Raw genomic sequence first — 16,061 nt, forward strand, 5'->3', positions numbered from 1 at the left:
TTTCGGATTACAGCGCCATCTGGCGGCTGATTTCGGCCGGATCGAGATTGGATCGGTCGCAGGAGAATTTCACCGCGCCGCGATCCATCACCGCGAAACTGTCGCCGAGTTCGCAGGCAAAGTCGAGATATTGTTCGACCAGTACGATGGCGATGTTGCCGAGGTTACGCAGATACGAGATGGCGCGACCGATGTCCTTGATGATCGACGGCTGGATGCCTTCGGTCGGCTCGTCGAGCAGCAGCAATTTCGGCCGCATCACCAGCGCGCGGCCGATCGCGAGCTGCTGCTGTTGGCCGCCGGAGAGGTCGCCGCCGCGCCGGCCGAGCATCGATTGCAGCACCGGGAACAGCGAGAACACGTCGTCCGGAATGTGCCTGTCCTCGCGCTTGAGCGGACCGAAGCCGGTCTTGAGGTTCTCCTCGACCGTCAGCAGCGGAAATATCTCGCGGCCCTGCGGCACGAAGCCGATGCCCTTGCGCGCCCGCTCATAGGGCTTGAGGCCCGTGATGTCGCTGCCGTCGAGCACGATCGCGCCCGAAGAGATCGGGTACTGCCCGACCATGGCGCGCAGGAGCGAGGTCTTGCCGACGCCGTTGCGCCCGAGCACGCAGGTGACCTTGCCGGGCTCCGCGGCGATGGAGACGCCGCGCAGCGCCTGCGCCGCGCCGTAGAACAGGTTGATGTCCTTGACCTCAAGCATCGCTCAGCGCCCCAGATAGACTTCGATGACCCGCTCGTTGGACGAGACCTGGTCGATGGTTCCTTCCGCAAGCACGGTGCCTTCATGCAGGCAGGTGACCTTGACGCCGAGCTCGCGCACGAACGTCATGTCGTGCTCGACGACCATCACGGTGTGGGTCTTGTTGATTTCTTTCAGCAGCTCGGCGGTGAGATGGGTCTCGACGTCAGTCATGCCCGCGACGGGCTCGTCGACGAGCAGCAGCTTCGGATCCTGCGCCAGCAGCATGCCGATCTCGAGCCACTGCTTCTGACCGTGGCTGAGGCTGCCGGCGAGCCGGTTGCGGGCATCGGTGAGGCGGATCGTCTCCAGCACCTTGTCGATGCGCTCGGACTCCGCCCTGCTGCCGCGCCAGAACAGCGTGCCCTTGACGCTGTGGTCGACATTGAGCGCGAGCAGGAGGTTGTCCTGCACGGTCTGGCTCTCGAACACGGTCGGCTTCTGGAATTTGCGGCCGATGCCGAGCTCGGCGATGCGGGTCTCGTCCAGACGCGTCAAATCGGTGACGCCGTCGAACAGCACCGTGCCCTCGTCGGGCTTGGTCTTGCCGGTGATGATGTCCATCATCGTGGTCTTGCCGGCACCGTTCGGGCCGATGATGGCGCGCATCTCGCCGGGCGCGAGCGTCAGCGACAGATTGTTGATGGCGTGGAAGCCGTCGAACGAGACGTGCACGCCGTCGAGATAGAGCATCGCGGAGGTCGCGCGTGTATCCATCACGTTCATTGCGCCTACTCCGCCATCTTGGGTTCGGTGACGCCATCTTCGGCCGCGGCGCTCGCGCTGGCTGCGGTGCGTTTTTCTTTGGACGACTCCCACCAGGCATTGAAGGTGCCGACGATGCCCTTCGGCAGCAGCAGCGTCACCAGGATGAACAGCGCGCCCAGCATGAACAGCCAGTAGGGCGCGAGCATGCCCGAGGTGAAGAACGTTTTTGCATAGTTAACGACGACGGCGCCGAGTGCCGCGCCGATCAGCGTACCGCGCCCGCCGACCGCAACCCAGATCACCGCCTCGATCGAATTGCCGGGTGCGAATTCGCTCGGGTTGATGATGCCGACCTGGGGCACGTAGAGCGCACCGGCAACGCCGGCCATGCAGGCCGACAACGTGAACACGAACAGCTTGTAGGATTCGACGCGGTACCCGAGGAACCGGCTGCGCGATTCCGCGTCGCGAATTGCGATCAGAACCTTGCCGAGCTTGGAGGACACGACGGAGCGGCAGATCAGGAAGCTCAGGATGAGCGCCAGGCAGCTCAGCGCAAACAGCGCGGCACGGGTGCCCTCGGCCTGGACGTTGAAGCCGAGGATGTCCTTGAAGTCGGTCAGGCCGTTGTTGCCGCCGAAGCCGAAATCATTGCGGAAGAAGGCAAGCAGCAGCGCATAGGTCATCGCCTGCGTGATGATCGACAGGTACACGCCGGTGACGCGGGAGCGGAAGGCGAGCCAGCCGAAGCAGAAGGCGAGCAGGCCCGGCACGAACAGCACCATCAGCGCCGCAAACCAGAACATGTCGAAGCCGTACCAGTACCAGGGCAGCTTCGAATAGTTCAGGAACACCATGAAGTCGGGCAGGATCGGGTTGCCGTAGACGCCGCGGGTGCCGATCTGCCGCATCAGGTACATGCCCATCGCGTAGCCGCCGAGCGCGAAGAAGGCGCCGTGGCCGAGCGAGAGGATGCCGCAATAGCCCCAGATCAGATCGATCGAAAGCGCGAGGATCGCGTAGCAGACATATTTGCCCCAGAGCGCGACCAGATAGGTCGGCACCTGCAGGAACGAGCCCGCGGGCAGCAGCAGGTTTGAGAGCGGGATGAGGATGCCGCAGACCGCGACGATGGCGAGAAAGATCGTCGCGCCGCGGTCCAGCGATCGGGTCAGCATGTGAGGGGTCATGCTTCCACCGCACGGCCCTTGAGCGCGAACAGGCCGCGCGGCCGCTTTTGAATGAACAGGATGATGAGAACGAGGATCGCGATCTTGCCGAGCACGGCGCCGGCGACCGGCTCCAGGAACTTGTTGGCGATGCCGAGTGTGAAGGCGCCGACCAGCGTGCCCCAGAGATTGCCGACGCCGCCGAACACCACGACCATGAAGCTGTCGATGATGTAGCTCTGGCCGAGATTGGGGCTGACATTGTCGATCTGCGACAGCGCTACGCCTGCGATGCCGGCAATACCGGAGCCGAGACCGAAGGTCAGCGCGTCGACGCGCGAGGTGGCGATGCCCATCGAGGCCGCCATGCGGCGGTTCTGCGTCACCGCGCGCATCTCGAGGCCGAGCGCGGTGTAGCGCAGCATCGCGAGCAGGATCGCGAACACCGCGAGCGTGAAGACGAGGATCCAGAGCCGGTTGTAGGTGATGGTGATCTGGCCGAGCTCGAACGCGCCGCTCATCCAGGAGGGATTGCCGACCTCGCGGTTGGTCGGGCCGAACATGGTGCGCACCGCCTGCTGCAGCACCAGCGACAGGCCCCAGGTTGCCAGCAGCGTCTCCAGCGGACGGCCATAGAGGAAACGGATGATGCTGCGCTCGATCAGCACGCCGATGCCGCCGGCGACGAGGAAGGCGAGCGGCACGGCGATCAGCAAGGAATAGTCGAACAGGCTGGGATAGCGGGTGCGGATCACCTCCTGCACCACGAAGGTGGTGTAGGCGCCGATCATCACCATCTCGCCATGCGCCATGTTGATGACGCCCATCACGCCGAAGGTGATGGCGAGGCCGATCGCGGCGAGCAGCAGCACCGAACCGAGTGAGAGGCCGTACCAGGCATTCTGCACCGTGGACCAGACCGCGAGCGAAGACTGGATCGAGCTGATTGCGCTCGCAGCGGCCTTGGTCACCGAGGCCGGCTGATCGCCCATGCCTGTCAGCAGCGCCATCGCCTCCTGGTCGCCGCGCGCCTTGAGGGTCGCGACCGCCTCGAGCTTCTCGACCTCGGTGGCATCGGACTTGAACAGCAGGATCGCGGCGCGGGCATCGCCGAGTGCGGCCTTGACCGATTTGCTGGTTTCCTTGGCGAGCGCGGCATCGACCGGCTCGAGCGCGGTCTCCTCGTGCGACTTGAAGACGGATTGCGCCGCCTGGAGGCGCGTTCCGACATCCGGCGACTGGAGCGTCAGGCTGCCGATCGCAGCGTCGACGCTGCGGCGCAGGCGGTTGTTGAGGCGCACAGCGCTGGCGCTGTCGGGAACGCTGGCGACGGGCTCGCCGGTCGCAGCATCGATCGACTTGCCGTCGGCACCGGTGACGTAAACCTTCTTGCTATCAGGGTCGGCCATGAGGCGACCGTCCTGGAGCGCGCTGATGATGGGGAAAGCCAGCTTGTTGCCGCTGCTCGCGACCACGCCGATCGCCTCATCGGTGTCGGAGAAATCGTCATTGGCGAATTTGGCGACCGCATCCTCGAACGGACCGGCAAAGGCCGGCAGTGCGAACGCGATCAGGAACAACGAGAGGACGAAGGTACAGAGACGAGCGGACAAATTGGTTGGCACTTTGAATCACCCCGGCAGAAGTGGGGAGAAGGCGGCGGAATAGCCGCCTCCTCCCGTCGTGCAATGAACCGACAGATCGGGATCAGGAGCCCGAGCCGAGGCACTTGTTGGTCTTGGTGTTGAAGTTGCCGCACTTCTTGCCGACCCAGTCGCCGACCAGGTCCTTGGAGCCATCGAGCTCCTTCGACCAGGCGTCGCCTGCGACAAGACCCGGGGTCTTCCACACCACGTCGAACTGGCCGTTGGCTTTGATTTCGCCAATGAACACCGGCTTGGTGATGTGATGGTTCGGAAGCATCTTGGAGGTGCCGCCGGTCAGGTTCTTGGCTTCGATGCCGGGCAGCGCGTCGATCACCTTGTCCGGATCGGTCGACTTCACCTTCTCGACCGCCTTGACCCACATGTCGAAACCGATGACGTGCGCTTCCATCGGATCGTTGGTCACGCGCTTCGGGTTCTTGGTGTAGGTCTGCCAGGCCTTGATGAACTTCTCGTTCTCGGGCGACTTGATCGACTGGAAGTAGTTCCAGGCGGCGAGATGACCGAGCAGCGGCTTGGTGTCGATGCCGGCGAGCTCTTCCTCACCCACCGAGAACGCGACCACCGGGATGTCCTTGGCCTTGATGCCCTGGTTGCCGAGCTCCTTGTAGAAGGGAACGTTGGCGTCGCCGTTGATGGTCGAAACCACCGCGGTCTTCTTGCCGGCCGAGCCGAACTTCTTGATGTCGGCCACGATCGTCTGCCAGTCGGAATGACCGAACGGCGTGTAGTTGATCATGATGTCTTCCTGGGCGACACCCTTCGACTTCAGGTAGGCCTCCAGGATCTTGTTGGTGGTGCGCGGATAGACGTAGTCGGTGCCCGCGAGCACCCAGCGCTTCACCTTCTCGTCCTTCATCAGATAGTCGACGGCGGGGATCGCCTGCTGGTTCGGCGCAGCACCCGTGTAGAACACGTTGCGCTCGCTCTCCTCGCCCTCGTACTGCACGGGGTAGAACAGGATGCTGTTCAGCTCCTTGAAGACCGGGAGCACGGACTTGCGCGACACCGAGGTCCAGCAGCCGAACACGACCGCGACCTTGTCCTTGGTGATCAGCTCGCGCGCCTTTTCAGCGAACAGCGGCCAGTTCGAGGCAGGATCGACCACGACGGCTTCGAGCTTCTTGCCGTTGACGCCGCCCTTCTTGTTCTGCTCGTCGATGAGGAAGAGGATGGTGTCCTTCAGCGTGGTTTCGCTGATGGCCATGGTGCCGGAGAGAGAATGAAGGACGCCGACCTTGATGGTGTCGTCCGCGGCCTTGGCGCCAGTCAATGAAGCCAGACCCATCATCAGTCCGGCGGTCGCGGCGAGAACGCCACGGCGGCTAAATGACGCCGCTATATCGTGAGTGGATTTGTTAAACATGGATGTATCATCTCCCTGACGCAGACGTGAAAAAGACGCTGCGAAACGGCCCCACGGCCGCCTGCGATTAATGGAATCGCAAGAACCATGCCATGGGCTGGGCACATGCCAACCTATTGGTCAGATTATATAATTTCGCTGCAATCCAACTTTCGCCGCAGTCCGATTGCCCAAATCTTGGGCGAATAAAATGTATGCCAATGCGGCAGACAGGTTATTTTTTAAGCAAAACAATAACCCTGTCTAAATTTCCGGCATAACTATTTCTGCACTGCAATCACGGTTTGAGGCCGCGTTGCCTTGAAACCGCCCCCTGAATGTTCCATATGGAGGTTCGAGACCTCTTGCGAATCAAGGGGTCGTAGCGAGCCGCGTGTTCTTAAGCCCTTTCCGGGCCTCTGGCTTGCCCCATCCCATCAAGCCATCCGACACCCCAAACACGCAGGTGTCCATTCGACACCCTTATTGCGCGTGCCCCGCTGATTGCGCCGGGCGCTCGCTTTCGACATGGAAAGAACCCATCTTTTGACTTCCTTTCAGGACTTCGGCCTTGCCGAACCCATCGCGCGTGCTCTCGCCGAAGAGAATTACGTCACCCCCACCCCCATCCAGGCCCAGACGATTCCCACGGCACTGACCGGCCGCGACGTCGTCGGCATCGCCCAGACCGGCACCGGCAAGACCGCGTCCTTCGCGCTGCCGATCCTGCACCGCCTGCTCGAGAACCGCATCAAGCCGCAGCCGAAGACCTGCCGCGTGCTGGTGCTCTCGCCCACCCGCGAGCTGTCCGGCCAGATCCTCGACAGTTTCAACGCCTACGGCCGCCACATCCGGCTGTCCTCGACGCTCGCCATCGGCGGCGTGCCGATGGGCCGCCAGGTTCGCGCGCTGATGCCTGGCCTCGAGGTCTTGGTGGCGACCCCCGGCCGGCTGCTCGACCTCGTACAGAGCAACGGGCTGAAGCTTGGAAGCGTCGAATTCCTCGTGCTCGACGAGGCCGACCGCATGCTCGACATGGGCTTCATCAACGACATCCGTAAAATCGTCGCCAAGCTGCCGATCAAGCGGCAGACGCTGTTCTTCTCGGCCACCATGCCGAAGGATATAGCCGAGCTCGCCGACGCGATGCTGCGGGACCCCGCCCGCGTTGCGGTCACCCCGGTGTCCTCGACCGCCGAGCGGATCAACCAGCGCATCATCCAGGTCGATTTCTCCGCCAAGCCCGCCTTCCTGACCAAGCTCCTGAAGGACGAGCCGGTCAATCGCGCGCTGGTCTTCACCCGCACCAAGCATGGTGCCGACAAGGTCGTGAAGACGCTTGAGAAGGCTGGCATCGCCGCCAGCGCCATCCATGGCAACAAGTCGCAGAACCATCGCGAGCGGACGCTCGCCCAGTTCCGTTCGGGCGAGATCCGCACCCTGGTCGCCACCGACATCGCCGCCCGCGGTATCGATGTCGACGGCATCAGCCACGTCATCAATTTCGACCTGCCGAACGTGCCGGAGACCTATGTGCACCGCATCGGCCGCACCGCGCGCGCCGGCGCCGACGGCACCGCGATCTCGCTGGTCGCCGGCGGCGAGGAACTCAGCTATCTCCGCGACATCGAGCGGCTGATCAAGGTAACGCTATCGCGTGAGGATCACCGCACCGATGCCGGGCGCCGCGATGCGGGTCCGCCCCCGCCGCAGCAACGACAGGGCCGGCCGGGCCGCCCGGGCCAGCGTCCGCAAGGCGCAAGGCATGGTGAGGGACGTCACACTGACGGACGACGCACCGACGAAAGGCATGCCGACGGACGCCACCATAGCGCCGCCAAGCATGGCGACGGAAGGCCCGGCGAAGGTCGGCACGGTGACGGAAGGCATGTTGACGGACGTCCCGGTGGTAGCCAGAAGGTCTCGAAGGGGTCTCGCCGCCAACGGTCCGGTGGTAAGACGCATTCTTCCCCAACCGAGCGCCCGGAACAGCGTTCCGCGCATAGCGCCGGCAAGCCCGATGGGATACAAGGCGTGGCCTTTTTACGCCGCGAGAGTCGGCCGATGGGCCAACCGACCCGCAAACCCTATTCGCACTAGCCGTCCACGACCTGGAGAAATTCATGGCTAAGGAAGAGCTGATCCAGTTCGAAGGACTGGTCACCGAAATCCTCCCCGACGCGCGCTACCGCGTGCAGCTCGACGCCGGGCACGAGATCGTCGCCTACACCGCCGGCAAGATGAAGAAGAACCGCATCAAGACGCTGGCGGGTGACCGCGTGACCGTGGAAATGTCGCCCTACGACCTCGAGAAGGGCCGGCTGATTTTCCGCCACAAGGACGAACGTCCGAGTGGCGTGGGCGGGCCTCCCCGTCCCGGACAGCGCGGTGGCCAGTTCCGCCGCCGTTGATCCGCTTCCGGCATCTCGGCTGCGAAAGTAAAATTCTGACCTGTATGCTGATCCGCCGTGTCGATCGCGGCGGATCAAAAAATCGTGCACGTCAGGATTGTTTTGGTGCCTTAATTCCAATAAAATCACTCATCGATTTTCGGCCGGACGACATTGGCATCCACCGGTACAGCCGGTTCAGACACGCTGACGACCCTTCCAGAAACTCGATCTAACCCGCCTGCGAAAGTAGGCTTCGACACTGCACATCTGAGAAGGAACTACCCCGTGAGCATGGGAACCGTGAAGTGGTTTAACGCGACCAAGGGCTTTGGCTTCATCCAGCCCGACGATGGCGGCCAGGACGTCTTCGTACACATCAGCGCCGTCGAGCGCGCCGGTCTCGGCACGCTGCGTGAAGGTCAGAAGGTCTCTTACGAGATCGTGGCCGACCGTCGTTCCGGCAAGTCGGCAGCGGACAACCTCCGCGCCGCCGGTTGAGCCCACGGGCCGTTGGCCCGGACGGCTCTAGCGAGCAAGCAAAAGGAAAAGGCCGTGCGCAACGCACGGCCTTTTTTTTATGTCCGAAAGAGCGGATGGACTCAGCAGATCGTACCGGCCGCATCCGCGCTGTCGTGGACGCTGGACAACGCGTCGGTCTTGCCAGTTCGTCTTGCGAGCTCGTCTTGCTAGTTCGTTTTGGCGGCCGCGCCGGCATTGCCGCTGGCGTTGTTGCTCAACGAACCGGCCTGGCTCATCGTGTTGTTGAAATAGTTGTCGCTGTCGCCGAGCGTCACGCGGCGCTGGCACAGCGGCATGCAGCTGTAGGACTCGCGCTCGACCCCGCGATAGACGGTGACGAGCCGGTCGCTCGGACCTTCGACCTGGATCTGACGGTCGACCAGGATCTCACCGCCCCGATCAAGTGCGATGAAATTGGTGGCACCATAGCCCTTCCCGGTCACGACGATCATGCCGCCGGGCTGGAGCGTGACGTCGGCGATCAGGGGATTGCCGACCACGATGGTCGCCACCTTGCCGGGCAGCCGGACCAGCTTGGCCTGGTCGACATTGACGGCGATGGTGTCGGCGGTCGCCTCGGCAAGGCTGGCGGCCGGCGATGCCAGCACCGCAGCCGCAACCAGAAGACAAACGCGCGCATGACGGCGCAGCAACTCTTTACGCATACTCTTACCCCCGGGACGTCACAAACCGGCAGAAGCGATTCGATACACAGCGGAGCCGGTGCCCGACCCGGCTAACCTGCCCTTAATTCGTGAACGTTCCGCAAACTCGCCGACTATTGTTTGAACGGACTGGCGCTTTGCTGCCTCGGAAGATCCCTTACTGGCGGAACGGATAGGCGAGCTGGCCCCCGATCTCCTTCGGCATGGTCGCTTCGTCCTTGCCGTAGTCCTGCGGCAGTTTCCCCTCCGGCATGCGGAAGGTGCCGAACAGCACGTCCCAGATCGGAAACGTCCCGGCAAAATTGGTGTCACCGCCCTCTTCGAGCGCGGTGTGGTGCCAGCGGTGGAACACCGGCGTCGCCAGCACATATTTGAACGGCCCGAAGGTCCAGTTCAGGTTGGCGTGCACGAACGCCGAATGGAAGGTAGTGAACGGACCGAGCCAGATCATGACGTTCGGGGAGATGCCGGCCATCAGCAGCACGACGTCGACGCCGATCGTCCCGAGCATGAGATTGACGGGATGGAAGCGGGCTGCGGAAATCCACCCGATCTCCTCCGACGAATGATGGATGGCGTGGTACTTCCAGAATCCGCCGTCGTGGAACAGCCGGTGCAGCCAGTACAGCATGAAGTCAGACAGCACCAGGAACAGTATGGCCTGTACCCACAGCGGCAACTGCGCCAGCGGGCCATGGCCATTGTCGTAGAAGGCAATCAGGTCGTCGGCGTCGTGGATGTTGAAGATGGCGCCGGCACCGACGATCAGGAGTCCGATCCGCATGGTGCGGGCGAACACCGGAACGAAGAACCAGTAGCAGATGTCGGTGAGGATCTCGCGCTTGCGCCACCACGGCGCGCCGGGATTGCAGGCCCAGAAATGCTCGAGCACGGTGAAGACCGCCGCGAGCACGAAGGTGACGGGGACCATCTTCTGGATGGTCTCGCCGAGCATCAAGGCGACTTGCATGGGCAGGCTCGACATCGTCGCCTCTCTTCCAAACTTCTGATCCCGCTTAGGCCTACTCCCCGAAATTTAAGGGAGGGTGAAGTCCACGGCGCGCTTGGGGCGCATTTGGAACAGGAAGAATTTCGATTGCATCCTTAAGGCCAAATTCACTCTGGGCAAAAGCATCGGGCTGGAAGCGGGTTTGCCCGATCGAATTAACTCTACCGAAAGAGCTCGGATCTCATGTTTATCGCGTCAAGCACAGCGCCGAACGAGGCGATCACACCCCAGACGGAGTTTAGTTCATGAAGAACCTGATTGCGCGTTTCGCGAAGGATGAATCCGGCGCCACCGCCATCGAATACGGCCTGATTGCCGCCGGCATCGCACTGGCCATCATCACCGTCGTCAACAACCTCGGCAGCTCGCTGAACACCAAGTTCGGCTCGATCAGCTCCTCGCTGAAGTAAGCGACCGACCAACGACGGCAAAAGCCCCGGACTTCCGGGGCCTTTGTTTTTCTGAATGCGGCGAGTTCCAGTGGCGTTGCGCGAGTACAGAACGAAAGCCGCGGTTGCGGCGAGCGAGGCGGAGGCGGCCGAGACCTCTTCGCCAGCGTACTGGGTTTGCCTTGCGCTGCTGCTCGCGACGGCCGTCCTCGCCGCGCGCATTGCCAGCATCTGGTGAGTGCGCCTCCGGCAGGTCCCTGCTCGCAGCGCCGCTGCCGCCGTTGTCGGTTTGTTTAGCACTGCCGGCTAGCATGCGGCGACACCCCGATCCCGCGATGAACCCAAGCTCAAGACGCCGCCCATGATCCTCGACCTTGCGCGCCTTCTGCTCTTCCCGGCCCTGATGGCCTTCGCCGCCGCGAGCGATCTCTTCACGATGACCATCTCGAACCGCGTGTCGCTGGCGCTGATCGCGGGCTTCTTCGTGCTCGCGTTCGCTGGTGGCATGGCACCTTACGAGATGCTGAGCCATGTCGGCGCCGGCGCACTGCTCCTCGTCGTGGCCTTCGGCTGCTTTGCGATGGGCTGGATGGGCGGCGGCGACGCCAAGGTCGCGGCTTCGGTCGCGCTCTGGTTCGGCTTCGCGCAATTGATGGATTTCCTGCTCTACGCCTCGCTGTTCGGCGGAGCGCTGACGCTGCTCCTGCTCCAGTTCCGGCAATGGCCATTGCCTTACGGGCTGGCGGGCCAGGCCTGGCTGGCGCGGCTGCACGACAAGGAGAGCGGCATTCCTTACGGCATCGCGCTCACGCTCGGCGCGCTGATGGTCTATCCGGAGACCGAATGGGTGAAGGCGATCGACCTCGCTCACCTCGCACTGCGCTGAACCCACCGGGTAAGCCGGCGTTAAGCCGATTTAGATACGCCTCATTAACCATGCTTTGACGAATAGCTGGTCAACTGCCGATTACGGCGGCGGCTGCGTCGCGGCGTTTTGTGGAAAGTGAAGCGTATGAATAGGGCACGCATTGTCGTCCTGACGGTCGCCATCTGCGCCGGCGGTGTCGCCGCGTACCTGGCGAGCGGCTCGGACTCTGCGCCGCCACCGGCGGCTCCGGTCGCACAGCTTCCGACCGTCGACGTCCTGGTCGCCAAGAACGACATCGGCCTCGGCCAGACCGTGAAGCCGGAAGACGTGCAATGGCAGACTTGGCCGGCTGCGACCGCGAGCTCCACCTTCATCCGCCGCAACGAGCGCCCCGAGGGCGCAACCCAGGTCATCGGCTCGATCGCCCGCGCGCCCTTCATCCAGGGTGAGCCGATCCGCGACCAGAAGCTGGTCAGGGCCGAAGGCTCCGGCTTCATGGCGGCGATCCTGCCGACCGGCATGCGCGCGATCTCGACCGAGATCTCGCCGGAGACCGGCGCGGGCGGCTTCATCCTGCCCAACGACCGCGTCGACGTGCTTCTGACGCGCCGCCTCAAGAACGCCGACCAGGGCGCCGGCGCCCAGGACATCGTCACGTCCGAGATCATCCTGGCCAACGTCCGCGTGCTGGCCATCGACCAGGCGCCGAAGGAAAAGGACGGCCAGAACGCCGTGGTGGGCAAGACCGTCACGCTCGAGCTCAATCCCGCGCAGACGGCGACGCTCTCCGCGGCCCGGCAGAGCGGCACGCTGTCGCTCGCGCTGCGCAGCATCGCCGACGTCAAGATGAGCGAGATCACGCTCGATGATTCCGCGAAGCGCGATGGCGTTTCGATCATTCGCTACGGCATCCCAAGCGCGACGGCGAAGGCACGATGAGGACTGTCGATATGAAATGCAGGGCAGATTTGGCGACGATGCGAACCTCAATGGTCCGCGCCCTGTCGTTTTCGGCCGCCTTCGCGCTGACGCTCAACCCGGTGCTCACCCCGGCGATCGCCGCCGACTACCGCCCCGTGGCGCAGGTCGCGGCCGACGGTCAGATGAACGCACGCTTCCTCTCGCTCGGCGTCGGCAAGTCGATCGTGATCGACCTGCCGCGCGACATCAAGGACGTGCTCGTCGCCGATCCCAAGATCGCCAATGCGGTGGTCCGCTCGTCGCAGCGCGCCTACATCATCGGCGCCTCGGTCGGCCAGACCAACATTGTGTTCTTCGATTCCGCCGGCCAGCAGATCGCGGCCTATGACATCGCGGTCAAGCGCGACCTCAACGGCCTGCGCGCAGCGCTCAAGCAGGTCCTGCCCAATTCCGACATCCAGATCGACGGCCTCGGCGACGGTGTCGTCCTGACAGGCTCGGCGGCGAACCCGCTGGAAGCGCAGCAGGCCAATGATCTCGCCGCGCGCCTCGCCGGCGGTGCCGAAAAGGTGGTGAACTCGATCGTGGTCCGCGGCCGCGACCAGGTCATGCTGAAGGTGACCGTCGCCGAAGTCGCGCGCACCATCATCAAGCAGCTTGGCATCGATCTCACGGCGAACCTGAACTACGGCACCTCGGTGGTGAGCTTCACCAACTCCAACCCCTTCACGGCTCTTGGCAAGAACCTGGTGGACGGCAACGCCCTGACCACGAAGTTCGGCGCGACGCCGTCGGTGCAGGCGACCCTGCGCGCGATGGAGAGCGCCGGCGTGATCCGGACGCTGGCCGAGCCGAACCTGACCGCGATCTCCGGTGAGTCCGCGACCTTCATCGCCGGCGGCGAATTCCCGGTACCGGCGGGCTATGCGTGCGATCCCACCACGCATGTCTGTACCACCCAGATCAGCTTCAAGAAGTTCGGTATCTCGCTCAACTTCACCCCCATCGTGCTGAGCGAGGGCAAGATCAGCCTGCGCGTGATGACCGAGGTCTCGGAACTGTCGAACGAAAATTCGATCACGCTGTCGCAGGCTGTGACCTCGAACTCGGTGAACTCGCTGACGGTGCCCTCGATCAAGACCCGCCGCGCCGAAACCTCGCTCGAAATTCCCTCCGGCGGCGCGATGGCCATGGCCGGCCTGATCCAGCAGCAGACCAAGCAGGCGGTCAGCGGGTTGCCGGGACTGATGCAGCTCCCGATCCTCGGTACGCTGTTCCGCAGCCGTGACTTCGTCAACAACGCGACCGAGCTGGTGGTGATCGTGACACCTTATGTCGTTCGCGCCGCGTCGCCAAAGGACCTGTCGCGGCCGGATGACGGCTTCGCCGCGCCTGCAGACCCGCAGGCCGAGCTGCTCGGCAATATCAACCGCATCTACGGCGTGCCCGGCCGGACCGAACCGGCCAAGAACTACCGCGGCACCTACGGCTTCATTACCGACTGAGGCGGAACGGGGATTTCACGATGATCACAGCACCACCCCAGATTCGCAAACGCGCCATCCGTTTCGGTGGCGCGCTCGTCGGCTTGGCGCTCGCCCTCGGCGGCTGCCAGCACAACGAAGCGGTCACGGCCTCCATCCCCGACGATTACAAGCAGCGCCATCCGATCGCGATCGAGGAGCAGAACCGCTCGATCGTCGTCTTCGTCGGCCACGCCCGCGGCGGATTGACCGCCGCCCAGCGCGCCGACGTGATGGGCGTCGCCTCGGCCTGGCTGCACGAAGGCACCGGCGCCATCCGCATCGACGTGCCGTCCGGTACGCCCAACGCGCGTCCGGTCGCGGACACGATGCGCGAGATCCAGGCGATGCTGGCGGGCGCGGGCGTTCCGCCGCGGGGCGTCAACATTCGCCCCTACCAGCCGGAAGACAGGCGCTTCCTGCCGCCGATCCGGCTCACCTATTCCAAGATCGCCGCGATCGCCGGTCCCTGTGGCCTGTGGCCGGACGACATCGGCCCCTCGATGAAGAACAAGAGCTGGTTCGAGAACAAGGACTATTACAATTACGGCTGCGCCTATCAGCGCAACATGGCGGCGATGATCGACAATCCGTCGGACCTCGAGCAGCCGCGGCCTGAAACGCCGTCCTATACGGCGCGTCGCACCACGGCCTTCGAGAAGTATCGCAAGGGAACGACGACGGCGACCACCTATCCTGAGGCCGAAAAGGCCAAACTCAGCGACACCGGCAAATGATCAGCTACGCTCGCCAGACTCAACAAGAGCAGTCCGAGGCGCCGACGCCGGTCGAGGAGCATATTGCTCCCTCACCGCGCGTGTCGGTCCAGGCTTTCTGCGAGACCGTCGAGACCGCTGCCGCGGTGCAGTCGGCCGGCGAAGACCGTCGTCTCGGCAAGGCCCATCTGAAGATCCAGATGGGCGGCATGGCGGCCGCGATCGAAGCCTACCGCTCGGCGCCGACGCCGAACGTGATCGTGCTCGAGAGCGACGGCCGCAACGATCTTCTGACCGGCCTCGACCATCTCGCCACGGTCTGCGACGCCGGCACCCGCGTGGTCGTGATCGGCCGCATCAACGACGTCACGCTCTACCGCGAGCTGGTGCGCCGCGGCGTCAGCGACTACGTGCTCGCGCCGGTCGGCGCGATCGACGTCGTGCGCTCGATCTGCAACCTGTTCTCGGCGCCCGAAGCCAAGGCGGTCGGCCGCATCATTGCCGTGGTCGGCGCCAAGGGCGGCGTCGGCGCGTCCACCATCTCCCACAACGTCGCGTGGGCGATCGCGCGCGACCTCGCAATGGACTCGGTCGTCGCCGATCTCGACCTCGCCTTCGGCACCGCCGGGCTCGACTACAACCAGGACCCGCCGCAAGGTATTGCGGATGCCGTGTTCTCGCCGGATCGCGTCGACACCGCCTTCATCGACCGCCTGCTGTCGAAATGCACCGACCATCTCAGCCTGCTGGCGGCGCCGGCGACGCTCGACCGGGTCTATGATTTCGGCACCGACGCCTTCGATGCCGTGTTCGACACGCTGCGCTCCACCATGCCGTGCATCGTGCTCGACGTTCCGCATCAATGGTCGGGCTGGACCAAGCGCGCCCTGATCGGGGCGGACGACATCCTGATTGTGGCAGCGCCTGATCTCGCCAATCTGCGCAACACCAAGAACCTGTTCGATCTGCTGAAGGCCTCGCGGCCCAACGATCGGCCTCCGCTCTACTGCCTGAACCAGGTCGGCGTCCCGAAACGGCCCGAAATTGCCGCCGCCGAGTTCGCCAAGGCGATCGAGAGCCAGCCGGTCGTCTCGATCCCGTTCGAACCGCAGATCTTCGGCTCGGCCGCCAACAACGGCCAGATGATCGCGGAGATCTCCGCCAACCACAAGTCGATCGAAATGTTCCTTCAAATCGCCCAGCGCCTGACCGGCCGCAGCGAGACGAAGAAGCAAAAGTCTTCCTTGCTTTCACCCCTGATTGACAAGTTGCGGGGAAAATAAGCCGCCGCATGGAGTTGTTAAGTGTTCGGTAAGCGTAGCGGAACAGACACCGATACTCGGGCTCCCAAGCCCGGCGCCGTGTCGCCAGAGCCTGCCCAGGCTCCGGCGCCCGCGGTGTCGCGCGCGCCGCCCCCGCCGGCCGTCGCC

At 63.9% G+C, this 16,061-nt stretch carries 17 protein-coding genes; 10 read left to right on the top strand and 7 right to left on the bottom strand.

Annotated features, from left to right (window positions below):
• Nucleotides 1–7 precede the first annotated feature (7 nt).
• The 5 genes from urtE to urtA form a co-directional block, all read right to left on the bottom strand.
• Nucleotides 8–703 (bottom strand): urea ABC transporter ATP-binding subunit UrtE, encoded by a 696-nt coding sequence (gene urtE, locus AC0L3X_RS36685; protein WP_014498215.1) that lies wholly within the window; start codon nt 701–703, stop codon nt 8–10.
• A gap of 3 nt (nt 704–706) precedes the next feature.
• Nucleotides 707–1,468, bottom strand: a complete 762-nt coding sequence (gene urtD, locus AC0L3X_RS36690; RefSeq protein WP_014498216.1) for an urea ABC transporter ATP-binding protein UrtD — start codon at nt 1,466–1,468, stop codon at nt 707–709.
• 5 nt (nt 1,469–1,473) lie between these two features.
• Nucleotides 1,474–2,640: an urea ABC transporter permease subunit UrtC gene (gene urtC, locus AC0L3X_RS36695; protein WP_063980977.1), complete on the bottom strand. Its 1,167-nt coding sequence runs from the start codon at nt 2,638–2,640 to the stop codon at nt 1,474–1,476.
• Complete coding sequence (gene urtB, locus AC0L3X_RS36700) at nt 2,637–4,244, bottom strand: urea ABC transporter permease subunit UrtB (protein ID WP_063980976.1); 1,608 nt, start codon at nt 4,242–4,244, stop codon at nt 2,637–2,639. Before urtB ends, urtC begins: the two co-directional genes overlap by 4 nt.
• Nucleotides 4,245–4,326: 82 nt before the next feature.
• Entirely contained in the window at nt 4,327–5,649 is a 1,323-nt protein-coding gene (gene urtA / locus AC0L3X_RS36705) for an urea ABC transporter substrate-binding protein (RefSeq protein WP_354132145.1), read from the bottom strand.
• 507 nt (nt 5,650–6,156) lie between these two features.
• Between urtA and AC0L3X_RS36710 the strand changes: the two genes are divergently transcribed.
• The 3 genes from AC0L3X_RS36710 (at nt 6,157) to AC0L3X_RS36720 (ending at nt 8,519) form a co-directional block, all read left to right on the top strand.
• Nucleotides 6,157–7,728, top strand: coding sequence for a DEAD/DEAH box helicase (locus AC0L3X_RS36710; protein ID WP_063980974.1), 1,572 nt, complete (start codon nt 6,157–6,159; stop codon nt 7,726–7,728).
• A gap of 23 nt (nt 7,729–7,751) precedes the next feature.
• The gene (infA, locus tag AC0L3X_RS36715; RefSeq protein WP_008131890.1) at nt 7,752–8,039 is read left to right on the top strand and encodes a translation initiation factor IF-1; all 288 of its coding nucleotides are present in this window, start codon (nt 7,752–7,754) and stop codon (nt 8,037–8,039) included.
• Nucleotides 8,040–8,306: 267 nt separating this feature from the next.
• Entirely contained in the window at nt 8,307–8,519 is a 213-nt protein-coding gene (locus tag AC0L3X_RS36720; RefSeq protein ID WP_028148374.1) for a cold-shock protein, read from the top strand.
• 188 nt (nt 8,520–8,707) lie between these two features.
• Here AC0L3X_RS36720 and AC0L3X_RS36725 read toward each other — a convergent pair whose 3' ends face one another.
• Together AC0L3X_RS36725 and AC0L3X_RS36730 are read right to left on the bottom strand one after the other, a co-directional pair.
• Entirely contained in the window at nt 8,708–9,205 is a 498-nt protein-coding gene (locus AC0L3X_RS36725) for a pilus assembly protein N-terminal domain-containing protein (RefSeq protein WP_063980973.1), read from the bottom strand.
• A gap of 157 nt (nt 9,206–9,362) precedes the next feature.
• Nucleotides 9,363–10,190: a sterol desaturase family protein gene (locus tag AC0L3X_RS36730; protein ID WP_063980972.1), complete on the bottom strand. Its 828-nt coding sequence runs from the start codon at nt 10,188–10,190 to the stop codon at nt 9,363–9,365.
• A 269-nt stretch (nt 10,191–10,459) separates the two neighbouring features.
• Between AC0L3X_RS36730 and AC0L3X_RS36735 the strand changes: the two genes are divergently transcribed.
• From AC0L3X_RS36735 to AC0L3X_RS36765, 7 genes are all read left to right on the top strand, one after another.
• Nucleotides 10,460–10,624 (top strand): Flp family type IVb pilin, encoded by a 165-nt coding sequence (locus AC0L3X_RS36735; protein WP_014498224.1) that lies wholly within the window; start codon nt 10,460–10,462, stop codon nt 10,622–10,624.
• Between the two features lie 55 nt (nt 10,625–10,679).
• Complete coding sequence (locus AC0L3X_RS36740) at nt 10,680–10,841, top strand: hypothetical protein (protein ID WP_354124360.1); 162 nt, start codon at nt 10,680–10,682, stop codon at nt 10,839–10,841.
• A gap of 123 nt (nt 10,842–10,964) precedes the next feature.
• A complete protein-coding gene (locus tag AC0L3X_RS36745) occupies nt 10,965–11,489 on the top strand; it encodes an A24 family peptidase (RefSeq protein ID WP_014498226.1) in 525 nt (174 codons plus the stop codon).
• 126 nt (nt 11,490–11,615) lie between these two features.
• Nucleotides 11,616–12,410: a Flp pilus assembly protein CpaB gene (cpaB, locus tag AC0L3X_RS36750; protein ID WP_063980971.1), complete on the top strand. Its 795-nt coding sequence runs from the start codon at nt 11,616–11,618 to the stop codon at nt 12,408–12,410.
• Between the two features lie 11 nt (nt 12,411–12,421).
• Entirely contained in the window at nt 12,422–13,897 is a 1,476-nt protein-coding gene (locus AC0L3X_RS36755; protein WP_063986077.1) for a type II and III secretion system protein family protein, read from the top strand.
• Nucleotides 13,898–13,917: 20 nt separating this feature from the next.
• Entirely contained in the window at nt 13,918–14,652 is a 735-nt protein-coding gene (locus tag AC0L3X_RS36760) for a CpaD family pilus assembly protein (RefSeq protein WP_063980970.1), read from the top strand.
• Nucleotides 14,649–15,914 (top strand): CpaE/TadZ family protein, encoded by a 1,266-nt coding sequence (locus AC0L3X_RS36765; protein ID WP_063980969.1) that lies wholly within the window; start codon nt 14,649–14,651, stop codon nt 15,912–15,914. The genes AC0L3X_RS36760 and AC0L3X_RS36765 overlap by 4 nt, the downstream gene beginning before the upstream one ends.
• Nucleotides 15,915–16,061: the final 147 nt, after the last annotated feature.

It is taken from the genome of Bradyrhizobium sp. MI1.7, assembly GCF_055811795.1.